At 30.5% G+C, this 14,967-nt stretch carries 17 protein-coding genes; 16 read left to right on the forward strand and 1 reads right to left on the reverse strand.

The window, feature by feature from the left end; genetic code table 11:
- Positions 1–131 precede the first annotated feature (131 nt).
- On the reverse strand, positions 132–488 hold the full coding sequence (locus tag ACXGSQ_RS15555; RefSeq protein ID WP_458627067.1) for a DUF983 domain-containing protein: 357 nt from the start codon (positions 486–488) through the stop codon (positions 132–134).
- 94 nt (positions 489–582) lie between these two features.
- Here ACXGSQ_RS15555 and ACXGSQ_RS15560 point away from each other — a divergent pair, with 94 nt between their 5' ends.
- The 16 genes from ACXGSQ_RS15560 to ACXGSQ_RS15635 all read left to right on the forward strand — a co-directional run bounded on the left by ACXGSQ_RS15560 (position 583) and on the right by ACXGSQ_RS15635 (position 14,924).
- Positions 583–1,455 carry an AraC family transcriptional regulator gene (locus ACXGSQ_RS15560; protein WP_458627068.1) on the forward strand — a complete coding sequence of 291 codons (873 nt, stop codon included), beginning with the start codon at positions 583–585 and terminating at the stop codon, positions 1,453–1,455.
- A gap of 333 nt (positions 1,456–1,788) precedes the next feature.
- Entirely contained in the window at positions 1,789–2,622 is an 834-nt protein-coding gene (locus tag ACXGSQ_RS15565) for a hypothetical protein (protein WP_458627069.1), read from the forward strand.
- A gap of 108 nt (positions 2,623–2,730) precedes the next feature.
- Positions 2,731–3,429, forward strand: a complete 699-nt coding sequence (locus ACXGSQ_RS15570) for a YARHG domain-containing protein (RefSeq protein WP_458627070.1) — start codon at positions 2,731–2,733, stop codon at positions 3,427–3,429.
- Between the two features lie 444 nt (positions 3,430–3,873).
- On the forward strand, positions 3,874–4,389 hold the full coding sequence (locus ACXGSQ_RS15575) for a tetratricopeptide repeat protein (RefSeq protein WP_458627071.1): 516 nt from the start codon (positions 3,874–3,876) through the stop codon (positions 4,387–4,389).
- Between the two features lie 475 nt (positions 4,390–4,864).
- The gene (locus ACXGSQ_RS15580; protein WP_458627072.1) at positions 4,865–5,311 is read left to right on the forward strand and encodes a PepSY-like domain-containing protein; all 447 of its coding nucleotides are present in this window, start codon (positions 4,865–4,867) and stop codon (positions 5,309–5,311) included.
- A 47-nt stretch (positions 5,312–5,358) separates the two neighbouring features.
- The gene (locus tag ACXGSQ_RS15585) at positions 5,359–5,607 is read left to right on the forward strand and encodes a hypothetical protein (protein WP_458627073.1); all 249 of its coding nucleotides are present in this window, start codon (positions 5,359–5,361) and stop codon (positions 5,605–5,607) included.
- Positions 5,608–5,609: 2 nt separating this feature from the next.
- On the forward strand, positions 5,610–6,065 hold the full coding sequence (locus ACXGSQ_RS15590; protein ID WP_458627074.1) for a DUF2490 domain-containing protein: 456 nt from the start codon (positions 5,610–5,612) through the stop codon (positions 6,063–6,065).
- 214 nt (positions 6,066–6,279) lie between these two features.
- Positions 6,280–6,942: a 3,4-dihydroxy-2-butanone-4-phosphate synthase gene (gene ribB / locus ACXGSQ_RS15595; protein ID WP_458627075.1), complete on the forward strand. Its 663-nt coding sequence runs from the start codon at positions 6,280–6,282 to the stop codon at positions 6,940–6,942.
- Positions 6,943–7,518 (forward strand): Crp/Fnr family transcriptional regulator, encoded by a 576-nt coding sequence (locus ACXGSQ_RS15600; RefSeq protein ID WP_458627076.1) that lies wholly within the window; start codon positions 6,943–6,945, stop codon positions 7,516–7,518. It begins immediately after the preceding gene.
- Between the two features lie 96 nt (positions 7,519–7,614).
- Positions 7,615–8,853, forward strand: a complete 1,239-nt coding sequence (locus ACXGSQ_RS15605) for an ATP-binding cassette domain-containing protein (RefSeq protein WP_458627077.1) — start codon at positions 7,615–7,617, stop codon at positions 8,851–8,853.
- Between the two features lie 123 nt (positions 8,854–8,976).
- Positions 8,977–9,498 (forward strand): hypothetical protein, encoded by a 522-nt coding sequence (locus ACXGSQ_RS15610; RefSeq protein ID WP_458627078.1) that lies wholly within the window; start codon positions 8,977–8,979, stop codon positions 9,496–9,498.
- 153 nt (positions 9,499–9,651) lie between these two features.
- Entirely contained in the window at positions 9,652–10,035 is a 384-nt protein-coding gene (locus ACXGSQ_RS15615; RefSeq protein WP_458627079.1) for a DUF7079 family protein, read from the forward strand.
- Between the two features lie 569 nt (positions 10,036–10,604).
- Positions 10,605–11,606: an SGNH/GDSL hydrolase family protein gene (locus ACXGSQ_RS15620; RefSeq protein WP_458627080.1), complete on the forward strand. Its 1,002-nt coding sequence runs from the start codon at positions 10,605–10,607 to the stop codon at positions 11,604–11,606.
- A 111-nt stretch (positions 11,607–11,717) separates the two neighbouring features.
- Positions 11,718–11,981: an STM3941 family protein gene (locus ACXGSQ_RS15625; RefSeq protein WP_458629371.1), complete on the forward strand. Its 264-nt coding sequence runs from the start codon at positions 11,718–11,720 to the stop codon at positions 11,979–11,981.
- A 501-nt stretch (positions 11,982–12,482) separates the two neighbouring features.
- Positions 12,483–14,231 (forward strand): Shedu anti-phage system protein SduA domain-containing protein, encoded by a 1,749-nt coding sequence (locus tag ACXGSQ_RS15630; protein WP_458627081.1) that lies wholly within the window; start codon positions 12,483–12,485, stop codon positions 14,229–14,231.
- Positions 14,232–14,396: 165 nt separating this feature from the next.
- Positions 14,397–14,924 (forward strand): hypothetical protein, encoded by a 528-nt coding sequence (locus ACXGSQ_RS15635; RefSeq protein WP_458627082.1) that lies wholly within the window; start codon positions 14,397–14,399, stop codon positions 14,922–14,924.
- Positions 14,925–14,967 lie beyond the last annotated feature (43 nt).

The following is a 14,967-nucleotide window of genomic DNA, read 5'->3' on the forward strand; positions in this document are numbered from 1 at the left end:
AAACAATGCAGATTACGGCATCTTAAAAACAGCAGCCATAAAATCAAGGATTGGTTTATACAAAAGCAAAGCGCAAACTCAAATTTCAGCTTTAGCTCTACTCTGAGCAAGTCATAATCAAACAATAACCTTCAGCTTTTCGCTTTATAAAACAAATAAATCCAAATAGACCTCGACAATTTATAGTTAAGAGTACTCAGCAGAAATGCCATTCCCACTATAATTAAAAACACCCGTAAAGGTGAAAAATCAATAAGACTCCAAAACACCACAAGGCAAGTAATCATTTCTGCCACAGCAAGTGCATAACTCACAAACATAGCCCCAAAAAAGAAACCTGTTTCTCGTTCAAATTTATAATTACAGACAAGGCATCTATCGTTCATTTTGGGAATCTTCAATAAGAAGATATTCCCCTTATCTCTAAAAATCTTACCGTCTTTACAATTTGGACATTTACAATTCAAAGCATCAATAACTTTACTCATCACATCAGGTTTATTCTTCAGCAAAATTAAGATCAAAAATCTTTTTCAGACTTATAGTATATTCTCCATTTTTTGTACTTTTAGGACATCCATTATGAAAACACCAGTCCTCAATATTAATCAGTTTAAAGAATCAGCAGCACTCAATGATGTGTACATCAATTCGTTTTCAAATCATATACAGCTTAATAAACCTATAATTAACAAACCACACAGTCATAATTTTTACCTCTGTGTCCTTTTTACTGAAGGCACAGGAACCCACGAAATTGATTTTAATTCTTATGACATAAAACCTGGCAAGGTGTTTTTTTTAAAACCTGGACAAACACATTTCTGGAAATTTGACTCTCCCCCAGAAGGATTTATCTTTTTTCATTCTCAAGAATTTTACGAACTAAAGTTCTTAGAGCACAAGCTTCATACGTTTCCCTTTTTTTATTCGTATCAAAATCCGCCCGTATTAGAATTAACACCTAACAAACAGAAGCAGTTAGCGCTTAATTTTCAGGAAGCTTATACCGAATATCAACAAACTAACCTATTAAGAGCCTTAAAAATTGTAAATTCAATAAGCCAAATTTATATCGAATTAACAAGGGCATATACTGTTGATACTAATTTAGAAAAACTCAATTCACCGCACTATTCTAACATCCTCGAAACGCTAGAAACCCTAATTAACGTGCATTTTTACAATGAAAAACTACCTAAGTTTTATGCTGACAAATTAAACATCAGCACTAAACATCTTAATAGAGTTGTAAATAAAACAATTCATAAAACTACAAGTCAATTAATTTCTGAAAGAATAATTCTAGAAGCTAAACGATTGATTGTACACTCTAAAGATAATTTGGCCAATATAGCCTATACCCTCCAATTCTCTGACTATGCTTATTTCTCAAAGTTTTTCAAATCTAAAACAGGCATGACCCCCTTGGATTTTCGGAAAAAGTATGTTTAAGCCCCTCCTAACGCTTAAATCATGACGTTCAATATTATGCGAAACGAAAATCTAACATTTTAATTTGCTATAATAGATTCTATCGGTAATTTATGTATTAAATTTAAAACACCATCAGACAACACTTTAGCATACAATTGAAAACCAATGATGAAAACATTTCCCTACGTAATTTTTAAAATGTAGGCCAATCATTGTATAATTTGATTATTTGGGTATAGATTACTTACAAAACCCTTTCCAATTTTCTATTCGCTATATATTAGCTAACTTTGTAATTAACCTTACAGAAACACATTGTATGGCTAAGGACAACAACAGTACTCTTAAAATATGGATAATATAGAAAAATATGTAATTGAAGCAATTAATAAGAAAAACGATGAACCTGTTGCTGATTTTGAAGGCTACTCGCCTACCGAAATGCAATTTATTCTATACCATACGTTAGATGCAAAAAGTCCGGTACAACTATTAAATACAAATCCTAATACCTATCAGGATATTCCCATTTTCAATCAAGTTAAATTTCTATTTAATTTGATAAACGAACAAAAGGAATTAAAACTTACAAATAAGGGGTTTTTACCAACCAAAATCGTGGCTGAACTTTATAAAAAAGGTTATTTAAAAGACTATTTTATAGAGAAAGGAATTTCAAAATTATACAAAGAATCTGATGTTCCAACGATACATTTAGCTAAAATTTTGGTAGAATTATCTACTCTAGTTAAAAAACGAAATAATAAATTATCCTTAACCAAAAAAGGAATTGAACAAATAGACAACGCTCCTATTATATTTCAAAACATATTTGAAACTTTTACAACAAAATTTAATTGGTCTTATTTCGATGGTTATAATAATGAAGAAATCGGACAATTTGGATTTGGATTCACATTAATTTTACTCAATAAATACGGAAATGAATACCGAAGTCCTGAATTTTATGCTGATAAATACTTAAAAGCTTTTGATTTTGAAAGTGAAAATTCTGATTTTGAATTTCCCGACGACCCCAAAACAGCCTATAGAATTAGAACCTTTGAAAGGTTTCTTGCTTATTTTGGATTTATAGCGTATGATAAGACTGAACAAAATCCTAAACTAAAAAAAACAACACTTTTTAACAAATTAATAAAAATACAGACTCCCAAACAGCAATAGCCCACTCGTATAAATCTAATTGCGTTTTCAATCTCTTATTAATTTGCTGATTATTTGTGTTTAAATGGTTCAAGTTATCTGCAACACCTAAACTACTAATACAATCTTATGAGACTATTAATAATCTTATTACTGACATCAAATTTCTCTTTTGCTCAATATTGGGGTGGGCAAGAAATTAACCCCTCTGATCTAACAAATTGGATACCTAAATTTCAAAGTGAATATGCCGGAACCTATCACTTTGGAGAAAGTGAAAGTGAATCTGATTTTCATTTGTTTTTTGCAGGAGATTGTATCATTGGCCAAGTTCATTATGGCTATTGGGAAGAAAACACAGACTTAAGGAAAAGTATGTATATCACCCTTACAAATATTAAAATTGATAAGGACGGGAATTTTACAAGCAACCAACATATTGGAAAATTTGTGACATACAAAAGCGAATCCGGAACAGTTTATAAAGCCTTAAAAATAAATAATCCTTGGACCAGTTGGATTGACGAAAGTGAATTTGAAATCGGAACAAGAACCAACCTTGTATTAGATAATATCTATTATGGAACATATGGAAAAGCGTCCTTCATGAAATTAGACATTAATGACCTAAAAAAATTAACTCAATGGGAATTGAACATAATGAAAAATGAAATTTATGCACGCTATGGTTATAAATTCACAAAAAACAGCAAAATGGATAACTATTTCAGAACAAAAGATTGGTATAGACCAGAGCACAATGACGTTACTAATTTTTTAAACGAAATTGAAATATATAATATCGGAATAATTAATCAACTAGAATAAAAAGCTTACTGTTCTTTACATAATTTAGTGCTAATTTTGGCTCACCTATTGTAATCCTCTCAAATGTTATTTTACGTTTATTTATTTTAAATGGCTTACCAAATTATCGCAATACCCAAAGATTAAGAATACCAGAAACGGCTAAGTTAAATTCATAATGAAGATAAAATAATAATAATAATAATAATAATAATAATAATAATAATACTTTAGAGCCCTTAACAGCTATTTAAACATGGAAATAAATATAAAACTCTAATTTTATATAACCAGACGAAATACTTAAAACAAAAACATCGAAACACCTATAAATATCTAAAGAATAAGTGTGTATTTTACTACATCTATTATGTTAAGGCATAAACAAAACCGTAAAGAAATTTAAAACATTAGTTAAATAATGAAACTCTATTTTTCACCTCTTAAAAAGATATTAGAATAATTATGAATTCAAAAGCACCAAAAGTAACACAGAGAAATTGGCTTTCAATGATTCCTCAGTTAATAATTATGGGAATAATAATTTTGATATGGCATAAAATAAGCCCTGAAAACGTATTTCTTTTTAGTGCACTAACGTATTTGCTCATCTCTTTGTCCTTAAGAAACTTAATTCCACATGACCACAGAAAGGGAATAAAGAATTCGAATATTGGAAAATTTGAAAATGCAATTTCGGATTTTGAAAAAAGTTATGCTTTTTTTAAAAAACATAAATGGATTGACAACTACCGATTTATAATCTTATTAAGTTCGTCTAAAATGGCTTATAAAGAAATGGCTTTAGCGAATATTGCATTTTGTTACTCACAAATAGGAAATGGAATAAAATCTAAGGCTTATTATGAGAGAACTCTAAAAGAATATCCTGAAAATAGAATCGCTAAATCAGCATTAAAAATGATGAACGCTGTAGAAACCGATATACCACAACAAAGCACTAAGATACAAAGAGAGTAAAAATTTTATACGGTTTTACTAAAATAGGTTTGTCTTATCAATGTTATAACCATCTCAACAATTCCAGTATACACGTTTAGTCCCCACTGTTACAAGTACTGTTTTTCACAATTCTACGTGGCTACGATACTTTTATAAAATCTTGGTAAAAGCTTTAAGACCTCGCATTGATAAGCTTTAACAATGGTCAAAATCTCACCAGTGATAGCACTATACATTCTTCAAATGCTATAAAAAAACAATATAAATAGCCTTTTTGTATAAATCCCCCCCCTAATACGGTTTATGACTAATTGGAGTTATGCATCTTTAACGCATAGTTTTCATTTCATAACAACCTCATTTTAAAAATTCTTACAGCAGATTGTGTGGTTTATAAACAAAAATTTACTAGGACCTAAATAGGTTTCCAAAATCTTTCCAAATTTGACACTTTCCTTTGTCTTATAATTTAATTATTAATCAAAATTACAAGATGAAAAATCAAATTTTAATTTTAGGCGTATTACTGTCAATCATTTCAATGTCTCATGCACAAGACATTCCACAAAACCAAGTTCCAACCATCATTCTAAACAACTTTAACAAACAATTTCCGAGTGCTACAGATTTAGTATGGGAAATGGACGGAAGCTTATACAATGTAGGCTTTGAAACGGGATGGAACATAGACCACAAAATCTGGTATAATACCGAAGGTAAAATGATAAAACACATCGAAGATGTCGATCTAAGTAAATTACCAAAAGCGGTAAACGATAAAATTAAAATAGGATTTCATGGTTATTCTATAGACGATTTAAAACAAATAACCCAAAATAAAAAAGTAGTCTATAACATGGCATTAAAAGCTTTAAGGAAAACCGATTGGGATATTGTAATGGATTCAGAAGGAAATATATTAAGTAAAATAATAGACTAAAATCCTAATAAAACATGCTGAGCTTTTTCTTAAAGACGCTATTCGCAATGTTGAGTATAAATTGCTTTGCTCAATGCTCTCCTCCTGGATTGGGTAAGGCAAATACCGCATCTTGGTTTGCTATTGGGATTAAACAAAATCGGAATAAAAAGGAAACCATCAATTCTACTACTCCTTTTGGCTTGAGACGAACGAGTACTCCTGATAATTACAACTTATTAGACAAACAATCGATATACGTTATCAATGAAGAAGTCTCACACCGTTCAAAAAAAATAAATGGCAATATTCGTTAGCTTTGAGTTATCGATGGCAACATAAATATAAAGACATACCTCCTTATGCCTTAGACCTTCCAACTGCAAGACAAGAATTTAGAATGTACAGCCGCTTTTCTTACCTCAATGTCTTCAACCAAATAGATTACTCCTTTACTTATCGCCCAGAAATTCGATTTTTCTACAATCCTGATTTTAGTAGCGCTCTAAAAAACACTCAGTTTAGATCGCGTTGGCGTGGAAAAGCCGCTTTTAATTTAAATTCTTTAACCACACACCAAGTTATAACAACCGCAGAATTACTTTGTTCTACAACAAAAACGAATAGCTGGAGTACATTTGAATATCAAGAAACCCGATTTTGCTTGTATTATTCTGTTGCATTCCCTAAACAAAACATTACAATCAACATAGGATATATGAATAACTTAATAGGACAATCATCTGTAACCGATGTGCAGTATTTTTGGATTTGATCTAATGATTAAAAACCTATTTAAAACATAAAAATAGACATCACAACGCGGTTAACAAATTAAATCAAGATTCTGAATGCAAAAAACCAATAAAATTTTTAACGCGATTTACGACTGTAATTGTTCTTGTTTTATATAATAAATTTATTGACTTACATCAAATAATTTCAATTGAGACCTCATTAGTTTTGCTATTAAAACAATAAACATTGAAATGGTACTTACAGAATTAGATACATTACAAATATTTGGTCACAACAGTAAAGAACGAATCGAAAAAGCTCTAATACACCTTCAAAAGGGAAATGGCATTATCTTAATGGATGATGAAGACAGAGAAAATGAAGGCGATTTAATTTTCTCAGCGCATCACATGACCAATAACCAAATGGCACTCATGATTAGAAAATGTAGTGGTATTGTTTGTCTTTGTTTACCGAATACAAAAGCAGACGCATTAGAGCTACCTTATATGGTAAAAGAAAACACAAGCAGCTACCAAACCCCTTTTACAATATCAATTGAAGCAAAGAAAGGAGTTACCACAGGGGTTTCAGCTAAGGATAGACTAACAACAATAAAAGCAGCTTGTAAAGAAAATGCGACAAGCAACGATTTAGCAAAACCGGGTCATATCTTTCCGCTAAGAGCCAAAAATAATGGTGTTTTTGAAAGAAAAGGACATACAGAAGGTAGCGTAGATCTAATGAAATTAGCAGGCTTACAACCAGAAGCAGTGCTGTGTGAATTAATGAATGACGATGGTACCATGGCAAAAACGGATACCATCATAGAATTTGCAGACGAGCATAATTTGATGGTGCTATCTATACAAGATATTATTCATTATCGTAAATTTGTGAGAGACTACAACTAAATGACAAATAATATCGAACTCACTAATTTCATAAAAAAGAATATTGATATTGAAGATGAGGATTTAAAAATAGTGTTGTCTTATTTTAAAACCATTAAAAAAAAGAAAAACGACATTTTACTTTCCAATGGAAAAAATAGTCAAGTGAGTTATTTCGTAAAAAAGGGTTGTTTAAGGCTCTTTTACATCAATGAAGAAGGAAAAGACGTAACACGTTATATTGCATTCGAAAATCAATTTGCAACAGAACTCGTTAGTTTCATTACCAAGGAACCTGCACAAGAAACAATTCAGGTTATTGAAAATAGTGAACTTCTATACATCACCCATGATGACTTTAGACATCTTATGACCATTGTTCCTAAATGGAAAGATTTTTATAGTATCTATTTAGAAAAAGCATATGTCAATAATTCTAAGCGATTAATCTCATTTACCACACTAGATGCATCAGAACGCTACAAGCAATTATTTAAGATAAACCCAAACATTGTTAAACGTTTACCTAATAAAATTGTAGCTTCTTATATTAATATTTCACAAGAAACGTTGAGTAGATTAAAATCTAAACTCTGAAAATAAAAAAGGAGATGTCATTGGTGAAAACGAAATACGCCGCACAACATTTCAATTAAAAAAAACGGTGAGTACACTCCCCTAACTCTAAGCCACATGAAACCATCACATCATCAGCATTACGCCATTGAAGAGTCGTCACGTTCACCACAAGCAAATTGGTTATCGAACTTACTTAGTGGTTTCTATAAATTACCTGGATTAGAAGGAAAACGAGGGGTTTTATTTTCAAATGCCGTATTAGAAAAACACATAGAAGAGGAAGACAAACACGATAATTTTCAGTTAACCTCAGGACGCAACAGAAGCCTAAGAACATTATCTTCTGGTGAGCAAAGAAAAGCATTGCTGTCGCATCTACTCCAACAAAATCCAGATTTCATAGTTTTAAACAACCCTTATGAAACCTTAGATAAAGCGTCTGTGGCTGAATTGAAACAGCAATTAATAGCGCTGTCTAAAGACATGCCTATTGTATTTATGTTCAACAGACAAGATGATCTATTACCCATAATAACACACGTCATTACATTTGAAAAAGCCGAGCTTAAAGCTGTGGTCGCTATTGAAGACTATAATTTTAAGAAAAGTGAATTTGTTTTTGATAAAGACATCCCTCCTGCCATAACAACGTACACTAATATTCCAAAAGTACTCGTAGAACTTAAGAATGTAAATGTGACTTATGACGATCGTCCCATTCTAAAAGATATCAACTGGACGATTAAGAAAAAGGAATTTTGGCATTTAATGGGCCCAAATGGCTCTGGAAAAACAACCTTACTCTCTATGATTTATGGGAATAATTCCAAAGCTTATGGTCAAAACGTATATTTATTTGGTCAGAAAAAAGGTTCTGGTGAAAGTGTTTGGGATATCAAACAGAAAATCGGCTATATCAGTCCTGCGATGTTAGAAGTATTTAAACGAAGCTATACCGTAGAACACATGATTCTGTCTGGCTTTTTTGATAGTATTGGCTTATACCAAACACCATCGACCTTACAAATACAAGCGGCTGCTCAGTGGCTAGACGTCTTAAATTTAAGTCAAGAAAAGAACACCTCTTTTCTTAAAGTATCACCAGCAACTCAACGCTTAATATTGATTGCAAGAGCTATGATTAAACATCCGCCTTTGCTAATCTTAGACGAACCTTTAATTAATGTTGATGATGAAGGTAGAGCGCTTGTTTCGGCTTTAATAAACAAAATCGCAAAGGAAAGTGAGACCAGTATTTTGTTTGTTGCCCATCGTGATGAGACTAACATTAACCCTGATTTTATCTATGAGCTTCACCCTTCTCCAAAGGGTTCTATAGGAATACAGAAATAACTTATAGCGCGATTTTGCTTCGCAAATTTGTTATGCTTGGGGCAATTTGGTTTTTAATTGCTAATTTAGATGCTTAACCACGGAATAATCCATTTACGACAATAGGATAAGTAATCTGAGAACATGACAACATACAGTTCCTCATCAAACCATTCGATTTATGAAGCCGTAATAGCCTCAGTAATGGTTTTGGGAATTGGAATCGTAGGAGCCAATGCTTTAGAATTGCTATGGATGAAGTTTATTTCTATTTTCATCGCAATCGGAATCGTTATTTTGATTATCATATATCAAAGAAAAAGAACATTTGAAATTAAATTTACGGAAGAAGGCATACGCATCGAATACAAGTTTTTAAGAAAAACCATAAAAGTCCCTTATCCCAATTTATTAAGCATCGAATTCATTTCAGCATATCGGTCGCCAAATATGAATAAGATAAAATTTAAAGACGGGAATAAAATAAAATCATTGAGCTTTTTGACCGTCGCACATGCCGACCACTATATTGAATTTGTGAAGTGGTTAAAATCTAAAAATGATAAATTAGAATTAAAAGTCTTTCCATCTGACCATATAATGAATCATAAAATTCAAGACGTTTACGGATTTAAATACCGGAAAATTTTAAAGAAAACACTTTAAAGAAAAACCATATACAACTAATTACCAATCCACTACCGACTAACAAATATTCCTATGATAAATCCCATCCGTGATTTATTTGCTAACTTTAGTGCTTTAACCGAATGGACTGAATTTGAAAAATTTATTAATCCTTGAGAAAGAGATAACGCAATGGATATAGAACTTGAAAAAAGAATCCCAATATGGCATTCAATTTCCGAATTTTATTTAGACACCGAATTACAAGACTATAATTATAAATCAATAGCTAATACGTTTTTAAACTCAAATTTACATATATCGGAATTAAAAGAAATTGACCTGTACGAAGTTTTTCCTGTCTTAAAAGGAAATTTAATCAGTGTTGCTGGACAATGGAATGGTTTTGACGAAAAATGGCTGAATGAATCTTGTACAAAAGCATATTTAAAAAGAAAGAACCGTGTTTTCAGATGGAAAACAAAATTGTATAATCTATTTTTGTATTCGATGAGAAAAGACCATTGGACTGAAATCGAAAACCGAATAAAAACGCACTCCAACAAAGTACTGTGATAAAAAAACAAGTAAAAATGTGTTAATTTGTCACTAAAAAACTTTTATAAGTACCATTATATATTAATCCTTATTTAGCGATTACCAAAGTCTGTTTTAGTCGTTTATTACACATTGTAATTAATGCTATTTTTTTACTCTTTCAACAAGTGGTAATTACTAGCAACATCTGTGACATCGAAAACTAAGTGACTAATCTCAATTCCAAAATATTTAATATTTTTATTCATAAGAAAATGTTTTTTTTGAAAAGATGACGACACGTGTTTCTACGACTTAAAATCGAGGTCTAAAAGCCTCATAGAACTGTAGGAGATTTTCAATGTTAACGAAGGCGCAAGCTTCTGCCTGTATATTAAGCTTATTCTGCTCTTTTGTACTTTCTTAGTTATAGAACTTATTTTAGTATTTTATTAAAAAGCTAACTTAAGCCGTATATATTTTATTGTTTTTTTAATCTTATTTTCTAAAATTCTTACGCATGTTCTATTCGGGTATTATTTATTAACTTAGTCGCTTAACCACGCAACACAGCATACACAAACTCGTTGGCAATAATTATCACAAAAATGACTAAACATTTAATTTTAATAATTTCAATATTGATTTTCAATATTGGATTTACTCAAAATTTGACTGAAAAAAATAAAACAAAAGATTATTTTAACACTAGAAACATAAAAACTATTCATAAGCTAGGATGCTATCAAATCAAAATAAACAAAAACAAAATTTATTTTAATAAAATACACGGTAATATATCTAGCCCATTAAAATACCACAATCTTTACACAGAATTTAATTTTAATAATACTTATGAAATAAAGGACAGTTTAAATAATAAGTATTACTTTAAATTCGGATGGGTGTCTTTCAAAGAAAATGAAACTATTTTCTCAAATATAAATTGGATTGACGACAATAAACCTAAGGAAATAGATGATTTTTCTGATTTTGAATTTAACGTGGTCGACATTGATTATATTCAGTTTGGAAATATTTCTTTATGTACTATAGGAGATAGCCAAACATGGTGGTCAAATGCACAAAATTTGAGGAAATTCATTAATCAATCATATCCAAACTTAATTTTTATTGGTTCAAATACTGATGTTTTTGGATACGGACATGAAGGTGAAGGAGGAAACAACACTAACCAGTTAATTAAAAGGATTAATAGAATACCCAAAGCAGATTATTATACTTTATTAATAGGAACAAATGATTGGAAAAATGATATTGAAACTACATTCTTAAATATAGTAGCAGTGACTGAATCGTTAACAAAAATTAATGCCAATGCGAAAATATTATACTTAACACCAATTCCAACTGTTAACAAAGAAAGAGATTTTTTTAATACAAGTTTAAAAGAAAAATTATTGATAAAATTTAAAGAAAACGAAAATATAGTGGTGTTAGATTTGGGAAATGAAATGAGAAAAAATGAAGATTGGGAATCAAATTATTTAAGTAGTGATGGACTTCATCAAAGTCCTGAAGGAGTTCGGTTTATGAGTAATTTAATAGCAGAAAAAATAAAAACTATTGCCAACAATAGCTGTAAGTAATGGTTTGGTTATCTCCTATTTGCAAAAATCCTCGCAGATTTTCTATTCGGTTTGTATTAACTAAATTAAGTGCTTAAAACACGCAACTAGCCATACACAATCACGTAACACATTTACAATGATAAGGGAATTATTGCCAATTCAAACGGAACAAGTATTGGGTTAATAGAATGGGCCGATATTACGGCTGTTGAAACTATTCAGCTCAAGATTCCTGTTTATGGTTATTTTTTCTATGCTTCATCACCTAAAATGTTAATTATTAAAACTAGTCAACCTGAAAAACATATTGAACGTTCAAAACATACGATTTCAAAAGAAGCAATGAAAACAAATAACAGAATGTATACAACACCTTTGCTGTCACAAAAATAAAACAGTACCAATAGCATCACCTGAAAAATAAATTGTACTGAATACGGAAAACCGTATGGTAGTTCTAATAAGATTCTCCAATTTTAAACCTTAATTAAATATAATATGAGAAAACAATTTTTTATTACCTGTATTAGCAATATTTATGTTGAGCCTGCAAAGTTGCGCAATCATAACTACAGAAAGCACACCTATAACTAAAATCGTAAATATCGAAGATGCAACTAAAACCAAATTGTACGTAAGAGCAAATAATTAGATGGTAAGCACTTTTAATAATGCAGAAGCGGATATACAATTCACAGACAAAGAAACCAGAACGAATAGAAGATTAAAATCACTACGTAAAGTTACGTATAGAAATATCTAAAATATGCTTTAACTTTATAGCCTTACTGTCATGTGTTAAAACATATTTTATCCGGGAAAACAAAAAGGATATAGCACATGATTGAGTTTATAAAACAAGTTAGCCACAATTAAAAAAAAAAAACCGACCGAATGAACAAAAACGCCTTTTTCAAAATAGACACAAAACTTGCAGAGTTATTAGGCGAAACATATCGTTCTGCTGAATATGCAATCAAAGAATTAATAGACAATGCGTATGATGCCGATTCGGAAAAGATAATTATTACATTTCCTGAACCATTAATTCCAAATCCTAAAATCATTATAGAAGACAATGGTTCTGGAATGAAAGAAAATGAAGTAAGGACTGAATATTTAAATGTAGCTAATAGTAGAATTGTAAGAAAAGGAGCTTTATCTATAAGTAAAAAAAGAAAAGTAAAAGGTCGTAAAGGAATTGGGAAATTTGCAGGTTTAATGGTTGCAACTAAAATGCAATTAGAAACTTATGCGAATGGAGTAAAAACAACTTTATTAATTGACAAAGAAGAATTAGCGAAAGGTAATTATAATTTAGAAAAAGTTCCTTTACCTATATCCACAGAAAGTTGTGAAAAAAGTAAAAATGGTACCACAATTACATTAAGTAATCTCAATCAAAACTTGGAATTTCCAAACCCGGAAAAAATGAAACAAATATTGGTTTGGGAATATGGAAGAGATACAGATTTTGAAATAATAATTAACGGAGATAAAATCGACGTTTTAGATTTACAAGGAAAATCTTTCACAGAAGAAATTGAATTTGAAGGAAAAAAAGCAATTTTAAAATATACAATTACACCTAAACCAATTAAAAATTGTGGTATTGTAACTAAAATTGGAGATAAAGTAATCGGAAGACCTCAAAACCTATTAGCAAATGAAGAAATCATTCCAAAGAAACTGCAAAACAGAATTTACGGAGAAATAATCTGTGACGATTTAGAAGCTGATGTAACTGCTGATTGGGGAGCAATAATAGAAAACAGTAAATTATATACCTCGATAAAAGAAACAACTACAAAGCACCTTAAAAATTCTGTTGAAGATGTTTTTGCCACAGATATGAAAATGGCAAAAGCTAGATTTCAACGTAAGATAAATAAGGAATTAGAAAAACTTCCTGAATTTAAACAACCTTTTGCAAAAAAAGCGCTTTACAAAACTTTAGAAAAGTTTTATGGAGAATCTGAAGAAAGAATTAGTACAGTAATTTCTGTTATGATATCTGCAATGGAAAAAGACCATTATTGGGGAATAATAAATAACATTGAAGATTGTCGAGAATCTGATGTTGAAAAATTTGCAAATGCGTTGTCTGAATTTGGTATGCTAGAAATGAGCATAATTACAAGTCAAACAATCAATAGATTACGATTTTTAGATGAGTTAAGTATTTTAATTGCTAATCCAAAAGCACTTGAAAAAGATATTCACCAAGCACTTGAGAAAAACACTTGGGTACTAGGAGATGATTATTCTGTATTGTTTTCTGACGTAAACTTAAAACGAGCAATTAAAGAAATGCTTGATAAGGATTACACGGGTGAAAATGTACTAAATCGACCAGATTTATTTTTAAGCAAATCGAAAAGCAGAAATTTAGTTTTAATAGAATTTAAAAGACCTTCTTTTACATTATCAAGAGATACTGAAAATCAAGCTGTGAAATACAGAGATGAATTAAGTTCCTATTTTGGAAATCAACCAATAGAAATTATTCTACTAGGCGGAAAAATTAAGCAAAATATTATGGACGTTCCAAAAGGAATAAAGTATTTAACATATTTAGATATTATTAGTACAGCAAAGAACAACCTTGAATGGATGATTGACGAATTAAAAATAGAAAAATAACTGTGGCTAACACCGTATATAATTTATTGCTAGTTCTAGCCTACTTACGAAAATCCTCGCGGATTTTCTATTCGGTTTTTATTTGCTAAATTAGGTGCTTAACCACGCAACAAACCATATACAACAACGTTGCCAACCATTTACCAATCACACTCTGAAAACTGAATGAGAAAGAAAAAAGCCATAAAAATACTAGAGGAACAGAAACAAAAAATTTTAAGTTCTGACCATCCGAATAACCAAGAATGGACTTTTGAAACTGCTTCGTATATAAAAGACTTTTTCGGATTTGACTCAACCGAGTATGCGTGGATTGCACAATTTAAATGGCATGTAAAAACATTAAGTACTGACTTTGTAAGCGACAAAGAAGTTAAAGAAATGTTGGACGAAAAACCAAAAAAAGTAATCCAGTTTTTAGATAATTGTAAACGGACTTTAAATAATAAAGGAATATTTAAGAAACCTAAAAGTAATTTTTTATCTGATAAAACTAATTTTGAACTTGTTGGAATCATATTCGGAATTTGTGTTTTTGTGTTTTGGATAGGTTATTGGACTAAAAAATTTGAGGTGTTTTCTGTCGCTACTCAATCTGAAAAATCAATCTCTCTTCCTGCCGTAAATTCCACCGAGAACGTATCCGATGAAAAAGACAAGGTTACAGAAAGCGAGAATAGTAAAAATGAATAATGGAATTTCTATGTACATAATGTTTGAATTTTAAAATAAATAA

It is taken from the genome of Winogradskyella sp. PC D3.3, from assembly GCF_054366245.1.

Coding starts and splice junctions, on each gene's coding strand:
- ACXGSQ_RS15555 (WP_458627067.1), bottom strand. CDS start 488: ATGAGTAAAGTTATTGATGCTTTGAATTGTAAATGTCCAAATTGTAAA.
- ACXGSQ_RS15560 (WP_458627068.1), top strand. CDS start 583: ATGAAAACACCAGTCCTCAATATTAATCAGTTTAAAGAATCAGCAGCA.
- ACXGSQ_RS15565 (WP_458627069.1), top strand. CDS start 1,789: ATGGATAATATAGAAAAATATGTAATTGAAGCAATTAATAAGAAAAAC.
- ACXGSQ_RS15570 (WP_458627070.1), top strand. CDS start 2,731: ATGAGACTATTAATAATCTTATTACTGACATCAAATTTCTCTTTTGCT.
- ACXGSQ_RS15575 (WP_458627071.1), top strand. CDS start 3,874: ATGAATTCAAAAGCACCAAAAGTAACACAGAGAAATTGGCTTTCAATG.
- ACXGSQ_RS15580 (WP_458627072.1), top strand. CDS start 4,865: ATGAAAAATCAAATTTTAATTTTAGGCGTATTACTGTCAATCATTTCA.
- ACXGSQ_RS15585 (WP_458627073.1), top strand. CDS start 5,359: ATGTTGAGTATAAATTGCTTTGCTCAATGCTCTCCTCCTGGATTGGGT.
- ribB (WP_458627075.1), top strand. CDS start 6,280: ATGGTACTTACAGAATTAGATACATTACAAATATTTGGTCACAACAGT.
- ACXGSQ_RS15600 (WP_458627076.1), top strand. CDS start 6,943: ATGACAAATAATATCGAACTCACTAATTTCATAAAAAAGAATATTGAT.
- ACXGSQ_RS15605 (WP_458627077.1), top strand. CDS start 7,615: ATGAAACCATCACATCATCAGCATTACGCCATTGAAGAGTCGTCACGT.
- ACXGSQ_RS15610 (WP_458627078.1), top strand. CDS start 8,977: ATGACAACATACAGTTCCTCATCAAACCATTCGATTTATGAAGCCGTA.
- ACXGSQ_RS15615 (WP_458627079.1), top strand. CDS start 9,652: ATGGATATAGAACTTGAAAAAAGAATCCCAATATGGCATTCAATTTCC.
- ACXGSQ_RS15620 (WP_458627080.1), top strand. CDS start 10,605: ATGACTAAACATTTAATTTTAATAATTTCAATATTGATTTTCAATATT.
- ACXGSQ_RS15630 (WP_458627081.1), top strand. CDS start 12,483: ATGAACAAAAACGCCTTTTTCAAAATAGACACAAAACTTGCAGAGTTA.
- ACXGSQ_RS15635 (WP_458627082.1), top strand. CDS start 14,397: ATGAGAAAGAAAAAAGCCATAAAAATACTAGAGGAACAGAAACAAAAA.